We start from the raw sequence: 21,039 nt of genomic DNA, 5'->3' as shown, positions 1-21,039 counted from the left end.
TTAGGCAATTGACGATGTCGCCAGGGCTGCTCGCTCTGCATTAAAACGTTCGATGAATTCATCGACAGTCATGGTGCCGAGGTTTTCGCCGCTACGAGTTCGCACGGCCACTGAGTCAGCTTCGACTTCCTTATCTCCCACCACAAGGAGATAGGGAACTTTCTGTAACGTATGCTCACGGATTTTAAAGCCGATCTTCTCGTTCCTCAAGTCCGCCTTAACCCGTAAGCCATTTTTTTGCAGCCGCTGCTCCAAATCAAGCGCGTAATCACGCTGCGCGTCGGTAATGGTCATAAGCACAGCTTGCTGCGGGGCCAACCATAGTGGCATAGCACCAGCGTAATGCTCAATTAGTATACCCAGGAATCGTTCAAATGAGCCCAGGATAGCACGATGGAGCATTACAGGGGTTTTACGCGTACCGTCTTCATCGACGTATTGCGCCCCTAAACGCCCTGGCAAATTAAAATCTAGCTGAAGAGTACCACACTGCCAAACACGATTCAGACAATCTCTTAACGCGAACTCAATTTTCGGCCCATAAAACGCACCTTCACCCGGCTGCAGATCCCAAGCCAAGCCAGTAGCGTTCAGCGCGGCCTCAAGGCCCTGCTCTGCCCGATCCCACATTTCGACTTCACCCAGAAAGTCTTCGGGACGGGTGGAGAGCTTGAGCTCAACGTCTTCAAAACCGAGCGTTTTATAGACTTGCAGCGTTAGAGCAATAAACGCCTCAGCCTCAGCCTGAATCTGACTTTCGGTACAGAAAATATGGGCATCATCTTGCGTAAACCCACGAACCCGCATCAGACCATGCAGCGAGCCTGAAGGTTCATTTCGATGACAGCTACCAAATTCAGCCAAACGTAGCGGAAGGTCACGGTAGCTCTTAAGGCCTTGATTAAAGACCTGCACGTGACATGGGCAGTTCATCGGCTTCACCGCATACTCACGCTTTTCCGACTCTGTGGTGAACATCAATTCACTGTAATGTCCCCAGTGGCCTGATTTCTTCCACAGTGACAAATCCACTACTTGCGGCGTCTTGATTTCCTGGTAGCCATGCTCACGTTGAATTTTACGCATGTACTCTTCTAACGCCTGATACATCGTCCAACCGTTAGGGTGCCAAAAAACCATCCCAGGCGCTTCTTCTTGAAGGTGGAACAAGTCCATCTTCCGCGCTAGCTTACGGTGGTCTCGCTTCTCAGCTTCTTCCAGCCGCTTCAAGTAAGCTTTTAACTGCTTTTTATCGCCCCATGCCGTGCCATAAATGCGCGTCAGCATCGGATTGGAAGAGTCACCACGCCAGTAAGCACCTGCCAGCTTCGTCAGCTTAAATGCCTTTAAGTGTCTTGTGTTAGGCACATGGGGCCCACGGCACATGTCCGTGTACTCTTCGTGGTGGTAAAGGCGGATAGTCGCACCTTCCGGGATATCACGGATGATCTCTTGCTTATACGGCTCATCACGCTTTTCAAACGTTGCCATCGCTTGGTCGCGGCTGACGTACTCACGAATAACATCGTACTCATGATCGATGAGCGACTGCATGCGCTTTTCAATGGCCTCCATATCGTCTGGCGTGACTGATTTTCCAAAGTCAATGTCGTAATAAAAGCCATCATCAATGACCGGACCGATGGCCATTTTGGCATCGGGATATAGCTGTTTCACCGCATGACCAATCAAGTGAGCACACGAGTGACGAATAATTTCCAAACCTTCTTCATCGCGGGCAGTAATAATAGAGACGTCCGCATCCTGCTCAATCATATCGGCAGCATCAACCAGCACCCCGTTAATTTTGCCTGCCACACAGGCCTTGGCCAAACCAGGGCCAATGGACTCTGCCAGCTGCATAATAGAGAGTGGTGCTTCAAACGTTCTTTGGCTGCCATCGGGCAGTGTCACAATAGGCATTCAGGTATTCCTTGAGCGCAGTGGTGATCCATACCAAGGATCACATTTCGCTATCAATGGTCGGGGTATTGGGCACATCTTGAAGGCTGCTCAGCCTACCAGAATTTATGACTGCGTAAAATAAAACGGGAGGCATAAGCCTCCCGTTCTTTGTCAAAGGGTTTAACGAACCAGCATGCTGGCTCTACCCATTGATTAATCAGCTAAGTGGATTACTTCCACTCATCCAGTTCTACACGACGGTTCTGGAAACGACCCTCTTCGGTATCGTTGGTTGCCACGGGACGCTCTTCACCGTAGCCCACAGCACGCATACGGTTAGCTTCGACGCCGCGCTGGTTCAGATAGGTTGCAACGGACTCAGCACGACGCTGAGACAGATCCTTGTTGTACTGGTCAGAACCACGAGAATCGGTGTGACCTTCAATGCTCACACGTACATCTGGGTTGTTAACCAGACGCTCAGCAACGCCGTTAAGAACATTTTGTGCATTCGGTGTTAGCTGGGCGGAATCGAACTCAAAGTTCACATCCTGAAGAACAACGCTTTCCGGGCAACCCAGTGCGTTTACGTCAACGCCTGCCGGGGTATTCGGGCACTGGTCACGGTAATCCGGCACGCCGTCGTTATCGGAGTCCAGCGGGCAACCGTTGGCGTTAACTTCTACACCAGCCGGCGTGCCCGGGCACTGGTCACGGTAGTCCGGCACGCCATCACCGTCGGAGTCCAGCGGGCAGCCTTCGGCATCAACAGCAACGCCAGCTGGCACTTCACCGTAGCTTGGGCACTGCGGTGCTACCGGCTCGGGCGTGCGATCTGCACACAACAGACCACCAATAGCAGCACCTGCTACAGCACCTGTGGCAGAACCGCTCTCTTCATCAGAGCTACCGCTGGTGGCATAGCCAATGCTGCCACCAATAAGACCACCCGCTAAACCGCAAACAGCCGGATGCTGATACCAGCTACGATCGCTGCTAGCGCTTGCCTGACCGGAAGACTGAGAGGCAGAACTGGCACAGCCAGAAAGACCTACTACAAGTGCAGAACCGATTAGCAAGCCAGTCGTTGATTTTTTCATGCAAGACTCCTTCTTGATCCAATGCTGATTTGGTCAATCGACCAAATCTATCCAATGCTTCTTATCGCGAGAGCATCCATTTTTCGCTGTTCTGCTTCAAGGGCAGGACAACCCGCCCCCTGAACCCGAACAAGGCGCCTATCATTAACGTTTCGGCGTTAGAAGGCAACAATGCCAATATATCAACTTCTTGCCAATACTGGCCCTTCCAGCATAGCAAAGCTGGCATCGTTGACATTAAAAAATTTCACTGAAGTGTAGATGGGCTCTCAGCCCGCCATTTAAGCACCTCAGCAGCGGCAGCTAGCACAGCGGGACGCATTTCGTCTTCAACGGCTAGGCGCTCCTTGTCTTCCTGCATTCTTTCCCTAGGCGTGAGCTGTTTTCGCGCAGAGTGTGTCTTTAAATGGCGAGTGCGCTCATATACATCCGCAAACGCCCGGAACTCAGGGCGCTCCGTCAAGCTAGGGTCAACAATTTCAAGCAGCACCTTACAGCGCCACGAACCTTCGGTGATATCAACCTGCTCTTGGACGAGCGCACTCACCACATAATCAAGGTTTTCAAGACTGTTTTGCTGAGCGCGCTGCTCTTCGTCAAGTCGAAATTCCTCGCGTCGCTTTACCTCTTTGCGCAAGAAGAAAGCATAGCCGCCGAGTGCAGCGATGACCGTAACAGCCAGCGCAAGCAGTATAAGTGCAACCGTAGAACTCATAGAGCTCCTTATACCCAGTAAGTAAATAGCTTAACGAGAATTGTACACCTAATTGCCTCAAGTAGACCAACCTGATTCATGCGCCTTCAGGTTGCTTGCATTTGACGGGCAAAGAACAGTAACCTGCCCCGCCTTTTGGTACCGCCAGCACCACCACGCCCATCCCATGCTCAGCGCTAGCAATACAGCCCCTGCCGTATGCAACAAGGCTAACCAAAGCGGCAGCCAGAGCAGAACGTTAGCGACCCCAAGCGCCACCTGTAAGCAATAAGCTCCTAATGCGAGACTCAAGGCGGTGCTGACTACTTTGATACCCCGATAGCGCCACCATAACGCTAGTAAAGCGGCACCCAACAACAGTGCTCCCATACGATGGACCATATGAATAGCGGTGCGAGCATCTGCGTGTAGTTGACCATGGAGATAATTAGGGCCAACGCTTTGGGTTAGGTGGAAGCCTTCGCTTAGGTCCATGCTTGGCCACCATTGTGAATTACAGGTAGGAAATCCTTGGCAAGCAATACCGGCATAGTTGCTTGTGACCCAGCCACCCAGTGCAAGCTGCAACAATAAAACCCCACCTGCCAAGTACCACAGTACGCTACCCTTTTTAGCCTGCCCTATTTGCCCACGCCATGAACGGCGTATGCGAAGATGCAGCCAAAAAAACAGCATTAAAACGCTCAACCCACCCAGCAAATGAAGTGTCACCACCTGCGGCCATAGTTTTAATGTCACAGTAAAAGCACCAAACGCCCCTTGTAACAGAATAACGGCCAACAGAACCATGCTTAATCGCCATGGATAACCCGCTTGATTACGTACCGACCAGCCCAGCGCAAGAACGCTAAGTACTATCAACCCTAGAAAGCTCGCCACATATCGGTGAGCCATTTCCACCCACGCTTTAAAGGGCTCTAACGGAGCATCTGGATGGTGAAGGGCAACATGCTCACTATCAGGCACAATTAGGCGCCCATAACAGCCAGGCCAATCAGGGCAGCCTAGGCCAGCATCCACTAACCGAGTCCATGCGCCTACCAATATGACGAACGCAGTCAACAGGGTCCCCACCAGCGTAACCCTCATGAGCCAACGAAGACGACACTCTCGATAGGTCTTCATTAAGTTTCCTTACGGCTATTGCTAGCCGAACATAAGCTAAATAGGATTTACTTTGAATAGGTGCCGGATGTCATCAAGAATCTCGGCGGTTGCCGCTTCTTGAGTAAACGCGAGTGCAGGCCTTCCCATAGGGTCGAATAACCAAACGCTGTGCGCAATGCTCCAAGAGGGTACACTTTGCCAAACTGTCACCGTCTCCCCAGGCAGCGTGGCATCGTCACCACCAACTCTTAATCGCTTTAATCGAGTGGCTTCACGCCCTAATGCACGGTGTAACCGCCACAGTTCATCCTGTTGCTGCACACAGTTTGCGCCGCAGTCTAATACCAGCGTCCATTGTTCAGAGGCAGTGATGGAAGCCATCAACGGCCAATCCTCAAGCGGCGGCACATCTATGGTTACTTTTCCGTGGGCAGTATGGCCCTGAGGAATTCCCACATTCCAAGCCACCATCCCCCAGGCCGTCACAATAGGAGCGGCAAAAATGGCAAACAAGAGAACCACCTTAAGCCTTGCGTAACGTACTGGACGACGGTGGTGCATGTTAACGCCCTCCTTCGTAGCTTTCTCGAAAGTCGCTCACTAGACGGTATCCACCCAATAGCATGATCACCAACGCTGCCAGCGCCAGTCCCCACCATTGAAAAGCGTAGCCAAGATGCCGGCTTGGCGGCATCACATTTGCCTCCCACCAAGGGGTAAAAACACCTGCACCCTGCTGGGCATGAAGCCAGCCATTATGGCTGAAGACGCCCAACGCCTCTTCCCAAGGAGCCAAGCTCAGCTGTTGCAGCCTGACGCCTTCTTGGTTGGCTCCATAAAGCGGCCCTTGCGATTGCTCCGCCTGCCACTCGCCAGACACCTCAACCGTGCCATGAGGGGTAAATACCGAAGGAGACGCCCGGCTTGTACCTGTTTCAATAAAACCACGTTGTACTAACCAGAGCTGCCCATGAGAGTCTTTCATCGGTGTCAACACCGCGACGCCTAGGCGACCGTTAACGATACGGTTATCTAAGTAAAGCGTGTGCTGCTCAAGATAGTCGCCACGTAGATGCACCTGCGCCCCTCCTTCCGGTGTTTGGATTGGCTCAACCACTGTTGGCGCTGCATCACGAATGGCTAGCAGTTCACGCTTGTCAGCGGCCCTTTCCCACTGCCATAGTCCTAGGAGCAACCCTAAAACCACTACAACACTCCAAAACACACACCATCCGTATAGTCGCGCTGGAAAATAAGAGGGCTTCATCATGTGGTTAAAACTGCTCATTGCATTAGTGTTTATAGGAATGGTGGTCAGCTTAGCCGCAGGTGCAGGCTTTTTACTACATGACGAAGGCACCTCCAGGCGGTTACTCACATCGCTTAAATGGCGCATTGCGTTAGCCTGCGTATTGATGGCCCTGCTTCTCTTTGGTTTCTTATCTGGCGAGCTTTGATAACTCACTAAAATACATAAACAAAGATAAAAAGCCCTACCCACACTACATCAACGAAATGCCAATACCAGCAGGATGCCTCAAAACCAAAGTGATGATCGTTAGTAAAGTGACCTTTGATAATTCTTACCAGCATGCTCGCCAAAATGAGCGTACCAATAATGACGTGGAGACCATGAAAGCCTGTCAATATAAAAAAAGTAGCCCCAAAAATACCGGCCTCTAGGGTAATGCCGTAATGATGATAGGCTTCATAATATTCGACGCCTTGGATAAGGATAAAGCAAATGCCCAGCAGTACTGTGCCTGCTAACCAGTTACGACAGGTCTGACGATAGCCAAGCTTCAGAGCTTCATGGGCAACCGTTAGTGTGATACTTGATGTCACCAAAATCAGCGTGTTCACTAAGGGTAATTGCCAGGGGCTAAGTACGCTGGAGGGCCCGGGCCCTGCCACAGAGGCATCAGGGGGATTGAGTAGCGGCCATTGAGGAACAAATTCGGGCCATAGCAAAGCAGATACGCCTTTTGCCCCCTCCCCTCCTAGCCATGGAATTGTGAAGGTCCTTACATAAAACAGTGCGCCAAAAAAAGCGGCAAAAAACATGACTTCTGAAAAAATAAACCAGCCCATTCCCCATCGAAACGAGCGATCCATTTGTGCGTCGTATAAACCGCCCATCGACTCGTGAATGACGTCTCGAAACCAAAACCCCATGACACAAATAACGCTTAGTAAGCCAATAACTAACAATGGCGCCCCGGTGTTGTAAACCAGCTTGATACCAATACCGGCCATCATGGCACCTAGCGCAAGCGACCCTAAAATAGGCCACCGGCTATTCGCAGGAACGTAATAGCTGCCGCCGCTCATATTTTATCCCCCGCCGCGTTATTGTTATTGAGTGGATTAAGCGCAATGCGCTGTACCGGGTATAGGGTATACACCAAGGTAATGGTGCTGATTTCTTCAGGTAAGTCTTTAGCTAACTGAAACACCAGCGGAATGGTTAGTCGCTCATCGCCTTGTAGCTGCTGTTCTTGGAAGCAAAAACAGCTGACTTTACGTAAATGCGTTGTTGCACTAGAGGGTGAGACGCTAGGCACAGCGCGTCCCCAGCTTTCTTGGTGGCTGTTATTCGTAAAGGTAAAATCCACTTCTGCGGTTTGGCCTGGATGTACCCGCATTTGCCGCGTTTCAACACTCATTTGCCATGGCAGCCCCGCACTACCACGGGTAATAAATTGAACCGTAATGAAGCGCGACTGATCCACCTCTTCATGAATGATAGCTTTTGCCGTGGTATCGACCTTTCCGTTTAAACCCGTTACCTGACAAAACACGTCGTAAAGAGGAACTAAGGCAAACGCAAAGGCAAACATGCCAATAAGGGCTGCGACGCTGCGAATGACGGTCCGCCTAACGCCAGCTTGTTGAGAACCATCTGCTGCCATTTTTCATCCCTCCGCCTTCTCCAACGCTTTTATGCATTAATCGTGCGATTGAGCACGGTGAAATACCGGCGGCGTTTCAAAGGTGTGTAACGGCGCAGGGCTAGGCACACTCCACTCTAAATCAACAGCACCCTCCCAAGCTTTTGCAGGCGCTTTTTGGCCACCTCGTACACACAGCACTACCACCAGCACAAAAAGTAGTTGCGAGGCACCAAAGAAGAAGGCACCAATACTTGAGAGCAGATTAAAATCAGCAAATTGCAGCGCATAATCAGGGATGCGCCTAGGCATGCCTGCCAAACCGGCAAAATGCATGGGGAAAAAGGTTAGATTGACCCCAATGATTGAGCACCAGAAGTGGCACTGCGCCAGACGTTCGTTAGGGTAATGGCCTGTCCATTTAGGCAACCAGTAGTAAACGCCCGCCATGATGGCGAAGATCGCGCCAGGCACCAATACATAGTGGAAGTGCGCCACCACAAAGTAGGTATCGTGGTACTGAAAATCGGCGGGTGCGATGGCTAACATCAGGCCTGAAAAGCCGCCAATGGTAAATAGCACTACAAACGCCAACGCAAAAAGCATAGGGGGCTCAAAACTAATCGACCCGCGGAATAGCGTTGTCACCCAGTTAAATACCTTCACCCCTGTTGGCACAGCAATCAACATGGTGGAGTACATAAAGAACAGTTCCGCCGTCAAAGGCAGGCCCACAATAAACATATGGTGCGCCCACACCAGAAATGACAGCAGCGCAATGGCTCCAGTGGCATAAACCATCGAGGCGTAGCCAAATAAGGGCTTACGAGCAAATGTAGGGATAATCGCCGACACAATGCCAAATGCTGGCAGGATCATGATGTAGACTTCTGGGTGGCCAAAAAACCAGAACAGATGCTGGAATAAGACAGGATCTCCTCCGCCCGCTGCATCAAAGAAGCTAGTCCCAAAGTTAATGTCCATTAACATCATGGTAATGACGCCCGCTAACACCGGCATAACGGCGATAAGTAGAAATGCCGTAATCAGCCATGTCCAAACGAATAGCGGCATATCCATCATGCGCATGCCAGGCGCACGCATATTCAGGATGGTCGCGATGATATTAATCGCCCCCAAAATAGAGCTAATGCCTGCCATATGCAGCGCTAAAATAAAAAAAGTCGTTGAAGCTGGCGCATACGTTGTTGATAACGGAGCGTAAAATGTCCAGCCAAAGTTGGGGCCGCCCCCAGGCATAAAAAGAGTAGACAGCAGTAGGGTAAAAGCGACCGGCAGTAGCCAAAAACTGAAGTTATTTAGCCGCGGCAAGGCCATGTCAGGGGCTCCAATTTGCAGCGGAATCATCCAGTTAGCTAGGCCTGTAAACGCTGGCATAACGGCTGCGAACACCATAATTAGGCCATGCATGGTGGTCATCTGGTTAAAGAGCTCGGGCTCTACCAACTGCAAACCAGGCTGAAATAGCTCAGCCCTAACCACGAGCGCAAAAATGCCGCCGACAAAAAACATCGTGAGCGAGAAAATCAGATATAGCGAGCCAATCTCTTTATGATTGGTGGTCAGCAGCCAACGCATCAAGCCTTTGGGTTGGGCTGCATGAGGGTAATGCGACTGGCCTTCCTGAGACTGGCCACCAGCCACGGCAGACGAACTATGCTGCAGTGAGTGTTGTGGAGGTAGTTTGGGCGCCATATGTCTCTCCGCATGCTTGTCGTTTTAGTAGAAGAAGTTGGTCAACACCTACTGGGCAATACGCTCGGCCACCGTAGCTGGCTGAACGGTATCACCAGTCTCATTCCCCCAAGCGTTGCGCGTATAGGTCACAACAGCCGCTATCTCTACCGGATTCAGCGTATTGCGGAAAGCAGGCATGGCGGCTCCAGAAACACCGTTAATCACGCGATCCAAATGCCAGTCGAGTTCATTAATAAGCTGTTCATTTCCGGCGAGCGCTGGAAAGGCTGGCGGTGCGCCCTGCCCTTCGCCTTGATGACAGGAAGAGCAAATAGATTGATACACCTCTTCACCGCGAGCCATTAGCTCCTCTATAGCCCATTCGCGATCAACACCCATTGCCTCTTGCTCAGCAGCCTCTTTGCGCTCTTCAAGCCATGTTTCAAACTCCGTTTCTTCCATGGCATGCACCACAATGGGCATAAAGCCATGATTCACACCACACAGCTCGGCACACTGGCCACGATAGATACCAGGCTCGTTAATTTGCACCCAATTTTCATTAATAAAGCCAGGAATGGTGTCTTGTTTAACAGCAAGCTCTGGAACCCACCAGGAGTGAATCACGTCGTCTGATGTCATCAGAAAGCGTACTTTGCGATTAATAGGCAGCACGAGAGGCTCGTCAACATCAAGCAAATAGTGCTCGTCTCGATCGGATTCGCCTCGAATCTGTTCGCGTGTGGTGCTTAAGTTCGAGGTATAGGCAATGTCCTCTCCTAGGTATTCGTAACGCCAGCGCCACTGCTGCCCCGTGATCATAATGTCTAGATCCGCTTCAGAGGCGTCATACATATTTTTAAGCGTGGCCGTCGCAGGTACCGCCATACCTACCAAGATCAAAATGGGAATGGCCGTCCACAGCACTTCAACGGAGGTATGTTCATGGAAGCGGGCAGCTTTGGCTCCTTTAGAGTGGCGATAGCGAAACAAGGAGTAAAACATGACACCAAAGACGATCACCCCAATCACTACACACACCCAAAATATGGTCATGTGTAGGCCAAAAATATTGCGGCTGGTATCAGTGACCCCCACCGGCATATTCCAACTGCTAGCGTGGGCTTGAGAGAGACTTGCGACACTGGTAATGGTGAGAAGCCATTGCCACGGTAAGCGCATAGAAACCTCCTTTATTCTTATTGTTCTCGCCAACCCTTTTATTAGGTCAGGGTTAAGTGATATCGATCAGTATAGAAAACATGTGGCATTCGTCACGAACTACTATCGTGATGCCTCTCAACGCTTCATCCCGCTGCATAAATCGCAATACCCGCTAAGAGCAGCACAAACATCATCGTCACTACCACCGCCGTGATAATGAAGGCGACTGGCTTGCCGTTTGAAAAATCCTGCTGACGCTGGCGGTCATTCTGAACACCTAGTAGTGCTGCTAATACTGACTTAACCACTGACCACATAGAGCCTCCCTCAAGGTTGAGGTATTGCATACTCAATTTGGCAACTGCCCTGAAGCACTCAGCTATAGTTGAGGATAGGCAATTTTATGAATCGTGCTGCCTGAAAAGCAGCTTGATCAAAAAAAGAGTTTGCTAACGAGCACTATCAGGCATTGGCAAAAACGCTAGCCGATGCCCATGCTGACCGCATAGCTGGCATGACGCAGCTATCGAACGACTTTCGACGCTGCCTTTGGGAGGAAATTTAGCGACTCGTAAATAAGCTTGCGGCTTGTAGTCTGGCAATTCACACTATGCATCACCAAGTTAAAACCAAAATGGCCTGTCAAGGGAGCCGTGTATGCCCAAGCATCGTGGAGTCGTTCTTCGCCACCTGTGTTTCGCCTTATTGCCGCTTTTGCCACTCGCGGGCTGCACCACTTATACGTGGCCAGATGGCTCCCAAGAGACCGTACTGGGCGTAGTACCTGAAGATGAAAACCGCCGCTATGAAGAGCCCCAAGCCGACGGTGTACGCTACCGCAAGCCCGGTGAAATCCCAGAAGAAACCCCGCGTGAAGACACTCCGAGCAACTAAGAAAGGCAAGCCTTTCAACGCTGGCGGCGCTTTGTATATGCTGTGGCTTGAGCGGTAAGAGGATCTTCTGGCCAAGGGTGCTTTGGGTATCGCCCGCGCATTTCTTTGCGTACTTCTGAGTAGCCGTTCAACCAAAAGCTTCGCAAATCTTGAGTCACCTGCAGTGGCCGCCGTGCAGGGGAAAGCAAGTGAAGTGTCACTGGTACACGCCCATCCACTACGGTGGGCGTTGCCTGCCAGCCAAAGGCTTCCTGAAGCTTCAACGCCAGCACCGGTGGCCTGCCTTCCCGGCAGGGTGTGTAATCCACTTTAACGGCATTGCCACTAGGCGCTTCTATCAAACTGGGCACTAAGCGCTCTAGCTGAGTCTGCTGCTTCCAATCAAGCGTGTTCATTAAGTACGTTTGAAACGGTAGTTTTTGCAACTGCGTTAAGCGCGTCAGACCCGCCATATAGGGGGCCAGCCATGTCTCGAGACTGCCTAACAACGCAGAGTCGGACCAATCGTTCCACTGTTCAGGATAAGCGCCAAAGAGCAGCGCCATTCTCCCCTGCAGTTGAACCACTTGTGCGTTAAACAGCATGTTGGGACGCTGTTTTAACGCTGCCATTAGCGCTTTTTCTACCGCGTCGGCAGGCAACCGACGCAGTGGGCGTGTTGCTAACACAAGCTCGCTGTGCCGCTGAACGGCTTCACCAACCAGCTTACCCTGCTCTTCTGACCAGACAATGCGCTCTTCCCACTGCTGGGTCTCGGGGTAAAAGTTAGTCAGCGTGGCTAACGTGATAGGCTCTGCTAAATAGATGCCTGCCTCGCTGTTAGCGCTCTCTACACTCACTGCCACTAAAAAAGGCTCTTGAGCCAGTGGATGGTGAGCAGGTAGCGTAGCGGTTTTACCGTTAGCCAGTTTAAAACGACCCGGTGTCATCAGCTGAGCGATGCGATCCGGGTATGCTAGGCAAAGCAGCGCACCAAGCTGCTCCAAGGAGCTGTGCCGCGGCACAGGCGAACGCATCAGGCTCGACAATCGCTTTACTTCATGTCGCCACTGAGGATAAGCCGCAGGCTGGTTAACCCTTTGAGCTAAGGCGTCGCGCAGCGTGCCATTGATGCGCTCCCTGCCTTCCATTAAAGCCGCTAAGGCACAGGCAAGTGGCACCGCTTCAAATGATGCCGCTTGAATGAGCATGATAGCTAAACGCGGTTCGAGGGGCAGTTGAGCGCTCTGTTTACCCAGCGGGGTCAACATACCGGCACTATCTACTAAGCGAAGCTGCTGCAACAGCGCTTGGGCACTTTTCCATGCTCCTTCAGGTGGCTGTGTCACCCATGAAAGCTCACTCGGCGAGTGCACACCCCATAGCGCTAGCTCTAGCGCTAATTTAGATAAATCAGCCTGCAACATCTCAGGCTCACCATAAGCGACCAGCGGCTGCTCAGCTGACCATAAGCGGTAACAAACGCCAGGCTGCTGCCTACCCGCTCGGCCACGTCGCTGGTCAGCACTCGCTCTATTCACCCGCCGAGTCATGAGACGCGTAAGCCCAGTGCGAGGGTTAAATAGCGGCACTCGTTCTAAGCCAGCATCAATCACGCTATTGACGCCATCGACGGTAACGCTGGATTCCGCAATGGCGGTTGAAACGATGACACGTTGCCGTGTTGTAAGAGGCCGCAATGCCGCTTGCTGGGCGTCGAGCGGCATGCTTCCATGAAGCGCACGAATCTCAACATCCATACTGCTACTTTCTAGGGCCTGCACAAGCTGGGAAATTTCTGCGATACCGGGCAGTATTACCAGCACATCTCGGCTACCCTCTCGCTTCAGTGCCTCCTTGGTGACTCGCAAGGCAGCCCTATCTAATGATTCATGAGCCTCCACAGGACAGTAGCGCGTTTCCACTGAAAATTCGCGGCCACTACTCTCAATAACGGGGGTGTCACTACCTAACACACCTTTTAAAGCAGCGACATCCAATGTGGCAGACATCACCATTAGCCGAAGATCATCACGGATGCTCTCTTGTACATCCAGTGCTAACGCAAGTCCTAGGTCTGCTTCAATGCTTCGCTCATGAAACTCATCGAAAATAATGCCCGCCACCCCTTCCAATAAAGGATCGTCTTGCAGTATTCGGGTAAGCACGCCTTGGGTGACCACTTCCAGCCGGGTATTGGGGCCTACATTGCTATCGCCCCGCATCCGGTAGCCTACCGTTTCACCTACCTGTTCGTTGAGCTGTGACGCCATAAAGGTGGCTGCCAAGCGAGCGGCGACACGACGCGGTTCTACCAGTAAGAGACGCTGACCTTGCGCCCAGGCGCTGGAGAGTAACATTAGCGGGACACGGGTTGTTTTACCGGCACCTGGTTGAGCCACCAAAATAAGCCGAGTGTGTTCGGCTAGCATGGTTTGAATGGAGCTTAGATGTTGTTCAATGGGAAGCGATATGGTCATGAATCAGTGCGAGGTTGCATTTGAGGAAGTAATACCGCATCCCTTCAGGATAACGTGCTCAAGGAACTGACAAATGGAAGCCAAGTCAGCCTCACTCAGCGCTTCTTCCCCAAGAATGCCGGTCACTTGAGCGCTATATTCCGTGTAGTGCTGAGTGGCCGACCAAATTAGAAAGATCAGCCAACGTGGATCAACATCGTCCATTTTACCCTGCTGGGACCACTGACGAATAATCACTGCGCGGGAGGCTACCCACTCCTTTAGTTCGCCGGCGAGATACTCTTTTAAGAAAGGTGCCCCCGCCAATATCTCTGCGGCAAACAGTTTGGACCCCTCAGGGTAACGCTGCCCAAGCATCATTTTGGTGCGAATAAAATCACTGAGTACCTGCCCTGGGTCGCTATCCTCAGTAATATCCTCTAGTACCGCATTCCAGCGATTCATCATCCGATTTAGCAGTCGTACATACAGCGCCTGCTTGCTCCCCATATAATAAAGAATATTGGCTTTTGGCAGCTTAGCTTGGTCTGCAATCGCCTGCAGGCTAGCACCACGATAACCATGTTGTGAAAACACCTGCTCTGCAGCGCTTAATATGGTCTGTTCAATACGGTCCCTGCTGGCATTTTCTTGGTTCGCGGTATCAGCCGTCATTCAGTAAGCTCCTTTAATAAACCTTGCAGTGTAATCGCGAGAAATGTCTACCAAGCGTGCGTGTCGCATCACTGTGCATTTCGCAGTGCGATGCGCACTAATAGTGCATGCCACATCTCATATAACAAAGTCTTGCAAGATTTGCATTTTTGTCCCAAGCTCAACATTGTTGACCGATCGGTCAAAACAATCATAACGGAGTTTGGCATGGCAACAATTGAGTTTTTGCTCAATGGCACCCCGACCCGGTGTCATGTGCCCTCTGACACAAGCATTCTAACGCTGCTACGCGACTATTTGGGGATGACTGGCACGAAAGAGGGCTGTGCATCGGGTGACTGCGGCGCATGTACCGTCGCCATTAAAAGCGATACAGCGCCTCATTTTGTAAGCCTGAATGCGTGTATTACACCCGCTCACCAGTTACATGGCCAGCACTTGCTAACCGTAGAGGGCTTGGCCACTGACGAAGAACTTCACCCGGCACAGCGTGCCATGGTGGAGTGCCATGGCAGCCAGTGCGGCTTCTGCACGCCCGGCATCGTAATGTCGCTATTTACGCTACATTCACAACAGCAACAGCGGCCAGCACCCCTTACGCCAGAGCGGCTTGAAGCAGCACTGGGCGGCAACTTGTGCCGTTGTACCGGATATCGGCCTATTCGTGACGCAGCGCTAAGCATGCAGGAGTCTTCTTGGAAAGCACCGCAATGGATTGATGCCAGCCAACCCGCTCATACTCCACTTACCGCTCCTCAATCTGCGGAAGCCAACACGGACCTTTTTGCTCAGCCCACGACACTGAGTCAACTAACTGAACTACGCCGACACTATCCATCTGCACGCCTTGTTGCCGGTGCCACCGATCTGTGGCTGGAAAATACGCAGCGCCTGGCGTTGCTTAATCAACTTATTGATGTCACACGGGTTGATGAGCTACGCCATATTGAAGAAGCCATCTTTGATGAGCAGCCAGGCTGGTGGGTAGGCGCAGGCGTCACCTATTCACAGCTCGAACCACTGCTAGAAACCCACTATCCCGCCTTTGCACATCTACTTCATCGGCTCGGCTCACAGCAGGTGCGTAACCGCGGCACACTGGGTGGCAATATTGCCAACGCATCGCCCATTGGCGACACCCCGCCCGTACTGCTGGCGCTCAATGCCTGGGTAGAACTGGCTAACCAGGATGGCAGTCGCGCGCTGCCGCTGAGCGACTTCTTCCTGGATTATAAAAAAACGGCGCTGGCAGCGGATGAAGTCGTGAGTCGAATATTTATTCCACAATTGGCGGACGACGCCGTCCTGAAAGTATGGAAACTCTCCAAACGGCGTGAAGACGACATCTCTGCCGTACTAGGAGCCTTCCATTATCGTATCGACGATGGCGTTATGCAGGATGTTCGTATCGCCTTTGGCGGCATGGCGGCCATCCCTAAGCGAGCGCTACAAACAGAGGCAGCGTTAACAGGGCAGCCTATCGCGAAAGAGAGCTTTCAAGCGGCACAGCGGGCGTTATCGGAAGAGTTTCATCCCATGAGCGATGTGCGCGGTACACAACACTATCGTCATCAGGTGGCAGCCAACCTGCTCGAACGCCTTTATCTATCGCTCTCAGTACCTAATCAAGAGGTGATGCTCCATGCGTACGCTCACTAAGCTTGATGGCGACAGCAGCCGCGCTCGCCGCGAGCTGCATGACCATATCCAAGGTTCTGGTCCACTGGCTCGCCATACGGTGGATAGCCACGGGCAACGGCAAGCCGGTGCTTCCAGCTTCCATGAAAGCGCAGAGAAACATGTCACCGGTAAAGCAACCTATATTGATGACATTAAAACACCCCAAGATGCCCTGTACGTGGCGCTCGGCCTTTCACCTGTCGCTCACGGCACGCTAACGAAACTGGAACTTGATGCTGTAAGACAGGCGCCTGGCGTTGTCGACGTGATCACTCTCCATGATGTACCAGGACACACAGATATTGGGCCGGTGTTCCCCGGCGACCCTATTTTTGTCGACCAGGACATCAGTTACGCGGGACAATGCCTATTTGCGGTGGCTGCCACCTCTTTACAGGCAGCTCGCCAAGCCGTGAAGCTGGCCACACTGCATATCGACGAACAGCCGGCTAGCCTAGATCCTGTGGCCGCTGCTGGACGTCAAGAGGTTGTGCGCCCAACCCACGTGCAGGAGCGGGGCGACTGGCAAACTACCTTACAGCAAGCCGAACAAACTATAGAAGGCGAGCTATTTATCGGTGGGCAGGAGCACTTCTATCTCGAGGGCCAAGCGTGCATTGTGGTGCCTACGGAGGATGAAGGGGTGATGGTTCATACCTCTAACCAGCACCCCAGTGAGACCCAAAAATTGGTGGCGGAAGTGCTCGGTATTCCTTTTCATGCGGTCACTGTAGAAGTGCGCCGTATGGGCGGCGGCTTTGGCGGTAAAGAGACACAAGCATCGCCCTGGGCCTGCATTGCCGCCATTATTGCTCGGCGTACCGGTAAAGCCACGCGACTTCGCCTGCCACGCAGTGAAGATATGCGTGCCACTGGAAAACGCCATCCTTTCCATAACCGCTATCAATTAGCGATTGATGCCCAAGGCGTTATCAAAGGCGGCGATATTACCGTTATTGGTGACTGCGGCTATTCACCAGATCTCTCTGATGCCATCGTGGACCGCGCGATGTTCCACGCGGATAACGCTTACTCATTGGGAGATGCCCGCGTCACCGGCCACCGCGCTAAAACCCATACGGCGTCAAATACCGCCTTTCGTGGTTTTGGTGGCCCTCAGGGCATGATGATCATTGAAGCGGCGATGGATGATATTGCCCGCCGCGTTGGTGAAGATCCTTTAACGATTCGTAAGCGCAACTTTTACCGGGAGGGGCGAGATACCACCCACTATGGTCAGCAGGTTGACCAAAAGCAGCTTCTGCACACGCTGGTTGACACCCTGGAAACGAGCAGCGACTACTGGGCACGCCGACAACACATTCGGGACTACAACGCGGCAAGCCCTGTTATTAAAAAAGGGCTCGCACTGACTCCTGTCAAGTTCGGTATCTCTTTCACCGCCCAGCATCTTAATCAAGCAGGGGCACTGCTGCATGTCTATACCGATGGCAGCATCATGATTAACCACGGCGGCACAGAAATGGGCCAGGGGCTGCACACAAAAATCTGCCAAGTGGTTGCCCGAGAGCTTGGACTAGACCTAGATAGCGTGCGGATCAGCGCTACCCGCACAGATAAGGTGCCTAATACCTCACCCACCGCCGCATCCAGCGGTGCTGACCTAAACGGTATGGCAGCACGAGACGCCGCAAGCAAGCTTCGGGAGCGGTTGTTTGAGTTTGCAGCGGGGCATTTTGAGGGCGGGTTAGATAGAGAAGGCATGAGGCTAGAGCATGGCATGCTCATCGCTGGCATTGGCGAAAGTGAGCGTCGAATTCCTTGGGGCGAACTCGTTCAAACCGCCTATTTGAACCGTGTCTCTCTTTCTGAGAAAGGCTTTTATGCCACGCCGTTAATCCATTACAACCGGGCTACAGGCCAAGGCCGCCCTTTTTATTATTACGCTTTCGGCGCGGCAGTGGCTGAAGTGAGTGTAGATACACTCAGCGGGGAGTATTTGGTTGACCGTGTTGACGTACTACACGATGTAGGCAACTCACTGAACCCTGCTATTGATATTGGCCAAGTAGAGGGTGGGTTTATTCAAGGCATGGGCTGGCTGACCAGCGAAGAGCTGAAGTGGAACGCCAAGGGAGTGCTCGTCAGCGATGGGCCAGCCACTTATAAAATCCCTACCTATGGCGACTTACCGAAAGTATTCAATGTCGATCTGTTGGAGGGGCACCCAAACTCTATGGCAAGTCTTTACCGTTCCAAAGCGGTGGGAGAACCGCCCTTTATGTTAGGTATATGCGTGTGGTCTGCGCTTCGGGATGCACTAGCAAGCCTAGCGGATTATCGCGTCTCCCCTCACCTGGACACGCCAGCTACACCTGAAAGAGTCATGCTGACAGCCAATGCCATTAGGAATAAAGCGTTATGACGCAAGCGCCCGAAGCATGGCACGCTGCGCTGAACCGCCTGCAGCTCAGCGGTACTCCTCACGTGCTGGCAACTCAGGTGACCAGCGCGGGCTCGACTCCTCGTGAGCCGGGCGCGCGAATGGTGATCACCGCTGATACTATTTTCGATACGCTGGGAGGAGGAACATTTGAGTGGCAAACCATCAGCGCCGCCCGAGACTTCTTGCAACAAGGCAGCGCTGGCTTTCATTTAGAGGCTTTCTCGCTGGGTGGGCGCAGCGGCCAGTGCTGCGGCGGCTTTGTTAACGTACTACTGGAAGTATTTCCCGGCGTTTCCAGTCACATTGCGCTCTTTGGGGCCGGTCACGTGGGTTGCGAGATCGTTAAACTCAGCGCTCCTTTGCCCTGGCACCTTGATTGGTACGATAGCCGTACCGATATATTTGACGAACAAGATGACCAGCAGCCTCGGCTTAGCTGTCACACACTAACAAGCCCCCAAGAGAGCGTTTTAGCACTTCCACCACATTGCCATGTCCTGGTACTCACTCATAACCATGACGAGGACTACGCACTGATAGCAGCGCTACTTAGACGCGCTGACATAGCCTCTATCGGGCTGATTGGTTCTGATAGCAAATGGACTAGCTTTCAAAGTCGTTTGAAACGCGATGGTTATAAGCCAGAAGAAATACAGCGTGTGCGCTGCCCTGTTGGCGCTGTTCATGGCACCAAACTCAGTAATAAAACGCCCTACGCGATTGCTATGACAGTGGTCACTGAGCTTTTATGGCTTACTGATAAACCCACTGCCCACCAAACCCGAGGGCTTGAGCCTGACGCACTGCGCTCTCTATTTCACGATACTGCGACAAACCCGAGTTAATATGACTTCTACTGATACGTTTATCCGTGCGGAGCTAGTTAGCTTTGCCCGCGACCCAGGCGACGGCAACTTGCCTCAACCGGGCAGTCTTAAGCACTACGGCGACGGTCTTTTATGGCTTAAAGAGGGCCATATCCAAGCGATTGGGCACTATGCCGACCTCATTGACCAGCTACCTCCAAATAGCCAAGTGCTCGATTATCGCGGCAGACTGATTATGCCTGGGTTTATTGATACCCATGTGCACTACGTTCAGCTTGATATCATGGCCTCCTACGGGCGTCAGCTGCTGGACTGGTTGAATGACTATACCTTTCCTGAGGAGTGTCGGTTTGCCAGCCACGCCCATGCAGAGGCACTTTCTAACGCCTTTCTAGACGAAATGCTCCGTGCAGGCACAACGACAGCCCAAGTGTTCGGCTCGAGCCACCCAGGCTCGGTAGATGCCTTCTTCACGGCTTGCCAAAAACGCCAGCTGCGTATGCTGGTAGGAAAAGTCTTGATGGATCGCAACGCGCCTGATGCGCTGATGGACGGCTCGACGGGAATCACCGATACAGAGCGTTTGATTGAAGACTGGCACGGCAAGCAGCGTCTTGGTTACAGCGTCACGCCACGGTTTGCGCCGACATCTACCAAGACACAGATGGATGCTGCTGGTGCCCTGCTTCGCAATGACCCTACTCTGTGGTTACAAACTCACTTGGCTGAAAACAGTGGGGAGTTAGACTGGGTCGCCGAACTCTTCCCAGGCAGCAGGGACTACCTCTCTGTTTATGAAGAAGCTGGCCTAGTAGGACCACGCAGCACTTTTGCCCATGGCATCCACCTTGATAACGGAATGCGCAAGCGTTTGGCCGAGCGAGGCGCTAATATTGCCTTTTGCCCTAGCTCAAACCTTTTTCTGGGCAGCGGACTCTTTGATCGAGAAGCGGCGAAAGAGACTGGGATGGCATTTACCTATGCCAGTGACATTGGCGCAGGTACGAACCTATCAGGCTTTGGCACCTTGAAAAGTGCCTATCAGGTTGGTCAACTACGCGGGCAGCCGCTTACCGCTTGGCAAGGCTTCTACGGATTAACCCACGGTAATGCAAAGGCACTCTCGCTGAACAGTCAGGTTGGCCAGCTTGCCCCCTCCTATGAAGCAGATTTTGTGGTTATTGATCCTCATGCTACATCGCTCCTTGAGCGCCGCATCCAGCACTGCAACACGCTTGGCGAGCGTTTATTTGCACTGATGATGCTTGCTGACGACCGCGCCATTTATGAAACCTGGGCGGGTGGCATTTGCCAACACCGCAGGGATTAACCTCAGCCATTGCTACACAGCCATAAAAGCCGCTCATAAAGAGCGGCTTTTATGGATTATTCCGCGTCTTAGCATGCCCACATCGAGTAGGAAGGGGAGTCGCCTCCCCTGTCCTCTCACACCACCGGGCATACGGTTCCGTACCACGGCGGTTCATGAACAACGTTTGAGCCATCTTACCGTATCCAGTATCGATATCAGGCCCTGA

At 52.4% G+C, this 21,039-nt stretch carries 19 protein-coding genes; 6 read left to right on the top strand and 13 right to left on the bottom strand.

Annotation, left to right across the window (positions count from 1 at the left end; genetic code table 11):
• The 6 genes from thrS to L1249_RS02735 form a co-directional block, all read right to left on the bottom strand.
• Positions 1 to 1,923 carry a threonine--tRNA ligase gene (gene thrS, locus L1249_RS02760; RefSeq protein ID WP_228168469.1) on the bottom strand — a complete coding sequence of 641 codons (1,923 nt, stop codon included), beginning with the start codon at positions 1,921 to 1,923 and terminating at the stop codon, positions 1 to 3.
• Positions 1,924 to 2,135: 212 nt separating this feature from the next.
• Positions 2,136 to 3,005 (bottom strand): OmpA family protein, encoded by an 870-nt coding sequence (locus L1249_RS02755; protein WP_228168470.1) that lies wholly within the window; start codon positions 3,003 to 3,005, stop codon positions 2,136 to 2,138.
• 247 nt (positions 3,006 to 3,252) lie between these two features.
• A complete protein-coding gene (locus L1249_RS02750; protein WP_228168471.1) occupies positions 3,253 to 3,720 on the bottom strand; it encodes a DUF2489 domain-containing protein in 468 nt (155 codons plus the stop codon).
• Between the two features lie 57 nt (positions 3,721 to 3,777).
• The gene (locus L1249_RS02745) at positions 3,778 to 4,845 is read right to left on the bottom strand and encodes a COX15/CtaA family protein (protein WP_228168472.1); all 1,068 of its coding nucleotides are present in this window, start codon (positions 4,843 to 4,845) and stop codon (positions 3,778 to 3,780) included.
• A gap of 36 nt (positions 4,846 to 4,881) precedes the next feature.
• A complete protein-coding gene (locus L1249_RS02740; protein ID WP_044629437.1) occupies positions 4,882 to 5,388 on the bottom strand; it encodes a hypothetical protein in 507 nt (168 codons plus the stop codon).
• 1 nt (position 5,389) lies between these two features.
• Positions 5,390 to 6,034 (bottom strand): SURF1 family protein, encoded by a 645-nt coding sequence (locus L1249_RS02735; protein ID WP_323133901.1) that lies wholly within the window; start codon positions 6,032 to 6,034, stop codon positions 5,390 to 5,392.
• Between the two features lie 61 nt (positions 6,035 to 6,095).
• On the opposite strand from L1249_RS02735, the gene L1249_RS02730 reads away from it, so the two are divergent.
• Complete coding sequence (locus tag L1249_RS02730) at positions 6,096 to 6,284, top strand: DUF2909 domain-containing protein (RefSeq protein WP_058576338.1); 189 nt, start codon at positions 6,096 to 6,098, stop codon at positions 6,282 to 6,284.
• Positions 6,285 to 6,291: 7 nt separating this feature from the next.
• Here L1249_RS02730 and L1249_RS02725 read toward each other — a convergent pair whose 3' ends face one another.
• The 5 genes from L1249_RS02725 to L1249_RS02705 all read right to left on the bottom strand — a co-directional run bounded on the left by L1249_RS02725 (position 6,292) and on the right by L1249_RS02705 (position 10,897).
• Positions 6,292 to 7,158: a cytochrome c oxidase subunit 3 gene (locus L1249_RS02725; protein WP_228168473.1), complete on the bottom strand. Its 867-nt coding sequence runs from the start codon at positions 7,156 to 7,158 to the stop codon at positions 6,292 to 6,294.
• Positions 7,155 to 7,739 (bottom strand): cytochrome c oxidase assembly protein, encoded by a 585-nt coding sequence (locus tag L1249_RS02720; protein WP_058576336.1) that lies wholly within the window; start codon positions 7,737 to 7,739, stop codon positions 7,155 to 7,157. The genes L1249_RS02725 and L1249_RS02720 overlap by 4 nt, the downstream gene beginning before the upstream one ends.
• Before the next feature lie 36 nt (positions 7,740 to 7,775).
• Complete coding sequence (gene ctaD / locus L1249_RS02715; RefSeq protein ID WP_228168474.1) at positions 7,776 to 9,434, bottom strand: cytochrome c oxidase subunit I; 1,659 nt, start codon at positions 9,432 to 9,434, stop codon at positions 7,776 to 7,778.
• Positions 9,435 to 9,482: 48 nt separating this feature from the next.
• Entirely contained in the window at positions 9,483 to 10,598 is a 1,116-nt protein-coding gene (coxB, locus tag L1249_RS02710; RefSeq protein ID WP_228168475.1) for a cytochrome c oxidase subunit II, read from the bottom strand.
• 125 nt (positions 10,599 to 10,723) lie between these two features.
• Complete coding sequence (locus L1249_RS02705; protein ID WP_082051444.1) at positions 10,724 to 10,897, bottom strand: DUF2970 domain-containing protein; 174 nt, start codon at positions 10,895 to 10,897, stop codon at positions 10,724 to 10,726.
• Positions 10,898 to 11,237: 340 nt separating this feature from the next.
• Between L1249_RS02705 and L1249_RS02700 the strand changes: the two genes are divergently transcribed.
• Positions 11,238 to 11,474, top strand: coding sequence for a hypothetical protein (locus tag L1249_RS02700; RefSeq protein WP_054641114.1), 237 nt, complete (start codon positions 11,238 to 11,240; stop codon positions 11,472 to 11,474).
• A 14-nt stretch (positions 11,475 to 11,488) separates the two neighbouring features.
• Here L1249_RS02700 and hrpB read toward each other — a convergent pair whose 3' ends face one another.
• Both hrpB and L1249_RS02690 read right to left on the bottom strand, forming a co-directional pair.
• Positions 11,489 to 13,933 (bottom strand): ATP-dependent helicase HrpB, encoded by a 2,445-nt coding sequence (gene hrpB, locus L1249_RS02695; protein WP_228168476.1) that lies wholly within the window; start codon positions 13,931 to 13,933, stop codon positions 11,489 to 11,491.
• Between the two features lie 3 nt (positions 13,934 to 13,936).
• Positions 13,937 to 14,587 (bottom strand): TetR family transcriptional regulator C-terminal domain-containing protein, encoded by a 651-nt coding sequence (locus L1249_RS02690; protein ID WP_062361300.1) that lies wholly within the window; start codon positions 14,585 to 14,587, stop codon positions 13,937 to 13,939.
• Between the two features lie 207 nt (positions 14,588 to 14,794).
• Between L1249_RS02690 and xdhA the strand changes: the two genes are divergently transcribed.
• Genes xdhA through guaD form a run of 4 tightly spaced genes read left to right on the top strand, consistent with a single transcriptional unit; the run spans position 14,795 to position 20,831 of the window.
• Entirely contained in the window at positions 14,795 to 16,246 is a 1,452-nt protein-coding gene (xdhA, locus tag L1249_RS02685; protein ID WP_044629447.1) for a xanthine dehydrogenase small subunit, read from the top strand.
• Positions 16,230 to 18,653 (top strand): xanthine dehydrogenase molybdopterin binding subunit, encoded by a 2,424-nt coding sequence (gene xdhB / locus L1249_RS02680; RefSeq protein ID WP_228168477.1) that lies wholly within the window; start codon positions 16,230 to 16,232, stop codon positions 18,651 to 18,653. Before xdhA ends, xdhB begins: the two co-directional genes overlap by 17 nt.
• Positions 18,650 to 19,519, top strand: coding sequence for a xanthine dehydrogenase accessory protein XdhC (xdhC, locus tag L1249_RS02675; RefSeq protein WP_054641115.1), 870 nt, complete (start codon positions 18,650 to 18,652; stop codon positions 19,517 to 19,519). The genes xdhB and xdhC overlap by 4 nt, the downstream gene beginning before the upstream one ends.
• A 1-nt stretch (position 19,520) precedes the next feature.
• Positions 19,521 to 20,831, top strand: coding sequence for a guanine deaminase (guaD, locus tag L1249_RS02670; protein WP_228168478.1), 1,311 nt, complete (start codon positions 19,521 to 19,523; stop codon positions 20,829 to 20,831).
• The last annotated feature ends 208 nt before the right edge of the window (positions 20,832 to 21,039 follow it).

The sequence above is a fragment of the Halomonas sp. Cn5-12 genome (assembly GCF_021532545.1).
GTDB classification, from domain to species: Bacteria; Pseudomonadota; Gammaproteobacteria; order Pseudomonadales; family Halomonadaceae; genus Vreelandella; species Vreelandella aquamarina.
Note: the sequence above shows the minus strand (reverse complement) of the source record. Positions and strands in the feature narration are given on the sequence as shown.

Excerpts from the sequence above, each read along its gene's own strand:
- thrS (WP_228168469.1), bottom strand. The coding sequence starts at position 1,923 with ATGCCTATTGTGACACTGCCCGATGGCAGCCAAAGAACGTTTGAAGCA.
- guaD (WP_228168478.1), top strand. The coding sequence starts at position 19,521 with ATGACTTCTACTGATACGTTTATCCGTGCGGAGCTAGTTAGCTTTGCC.
- ctaD (WP_228168474.1), bottom strand. The coding sequence starts at position 9,434 with ATGGCGCCCAAACTACCTCCACAACACTCACTGCAGCATAGTTCGTCT.
- L1249_RS02705 (WP_082051444.1), bottom strand. The coding sequence starts at position 10,897 with ATGTGGTCAGTGGTTAAGTCAGTATTAGCAGCACTACTAGGTGTTCAG.
- L1249_RS02720 (WP_058576336.1), bottom strand. The coding sequence starts at position 7,739 with ATGGCAGCAGATGGTTCTCAACAAGCTGGCGTTAGGCGGACCGTCATT.
- xdhB (WP_228168477.1), top strand. The coding sequence starts at position 16,230 with ATGCGTACGCTCACTAAGCTTGATGGCGACAGCAGCCGCGCTCGCCGC.
- L1249_RS02740 (WP_044629437.1), bottom strand. The coding sequence starts at position 5,388 with ATGCACCACCGTCGTCCAGTACGTTACGCAAGGCTTAAGGTGGTTCTC.
- L1249_RS02745 (WP_228168472.1), bottom strand. The coding sequence starts at position 4,845 with ATGAAGACCTATCGAGAGTGTCGTCTTCGTTGGCTCATGAGGGTTACG.
- L1249_RS02730 (WP_058576338.1), top strand. The coding sequence starts at position 6,096 with ATGTGGTTAAAACTGCTCATTGCATTAGTGTTTATAGGAATGGTGGTC.
- coxB (WP_228168475.1), bottom strand. The coding sequence starts at position 10,598 with ATGCGCTTACCGTGGCAATGGCTTCTCACCATTACCAGTGTCGCAAGT.
- L1249_RS02725 (WP_228168473.1), bottom strand. The coding sequence starts at position 7,158 with ATGAGCGGCGGCAGCTATTACGTTCCTGCGAATAGCCGGTGGCCTATT.
- L1249_RS02750 (WP_228168471.1), bottom strand. The coding sequence starts at position 3,720 with ATGAGTTCTACGGTTGCACTTATACTGCTTGCGCTGGCTGTTACGGTC.
- xdhA (WP_044629447.1), top strand. The coding sequence starts at position 14,795 with ATGGCAACAATTGAGTTTTTGCTCAATGGCACCCCGACCCGGTGTCAT.
- xdhC (WP_054641115.1), top strand. The coding sequence starts at position 18,650 with ATGACGCAAGCGCCCGAAGCATGGCACGCTGCGCTGAACCGCCTGCAG.
- L1249_RS02755 (WP_228168470.1), bottom strand. The coding sequence starts at position 3,005 with ATGAAAAAATCAACGACTGGCTTGCTAATCGGTTCTGCACTTGTAGTA.
- L1249_RS02690 (WP_062361300.1), bottom strand. The coding sequence starts at position 14,587 with ATGACGGCTGATACCGCGAACCAAGAAAATGCCAGCAGGGACCGTATT.
- hrpB (WP_228168476.1), bottom strand. The coding sequence starts at position 13,933 with ATGACCATATCGCTTCCCATTGAACAACATCTAAGCTCCATTCAAACC.
- L1249_RS02700 (WP_054641114.1), top strand. The coding sequence starts at position 11,238 with ATGCCCAAGCATCGTGGAGTCGTTCTTCGCCACCTGTGTTTCGCCTTA.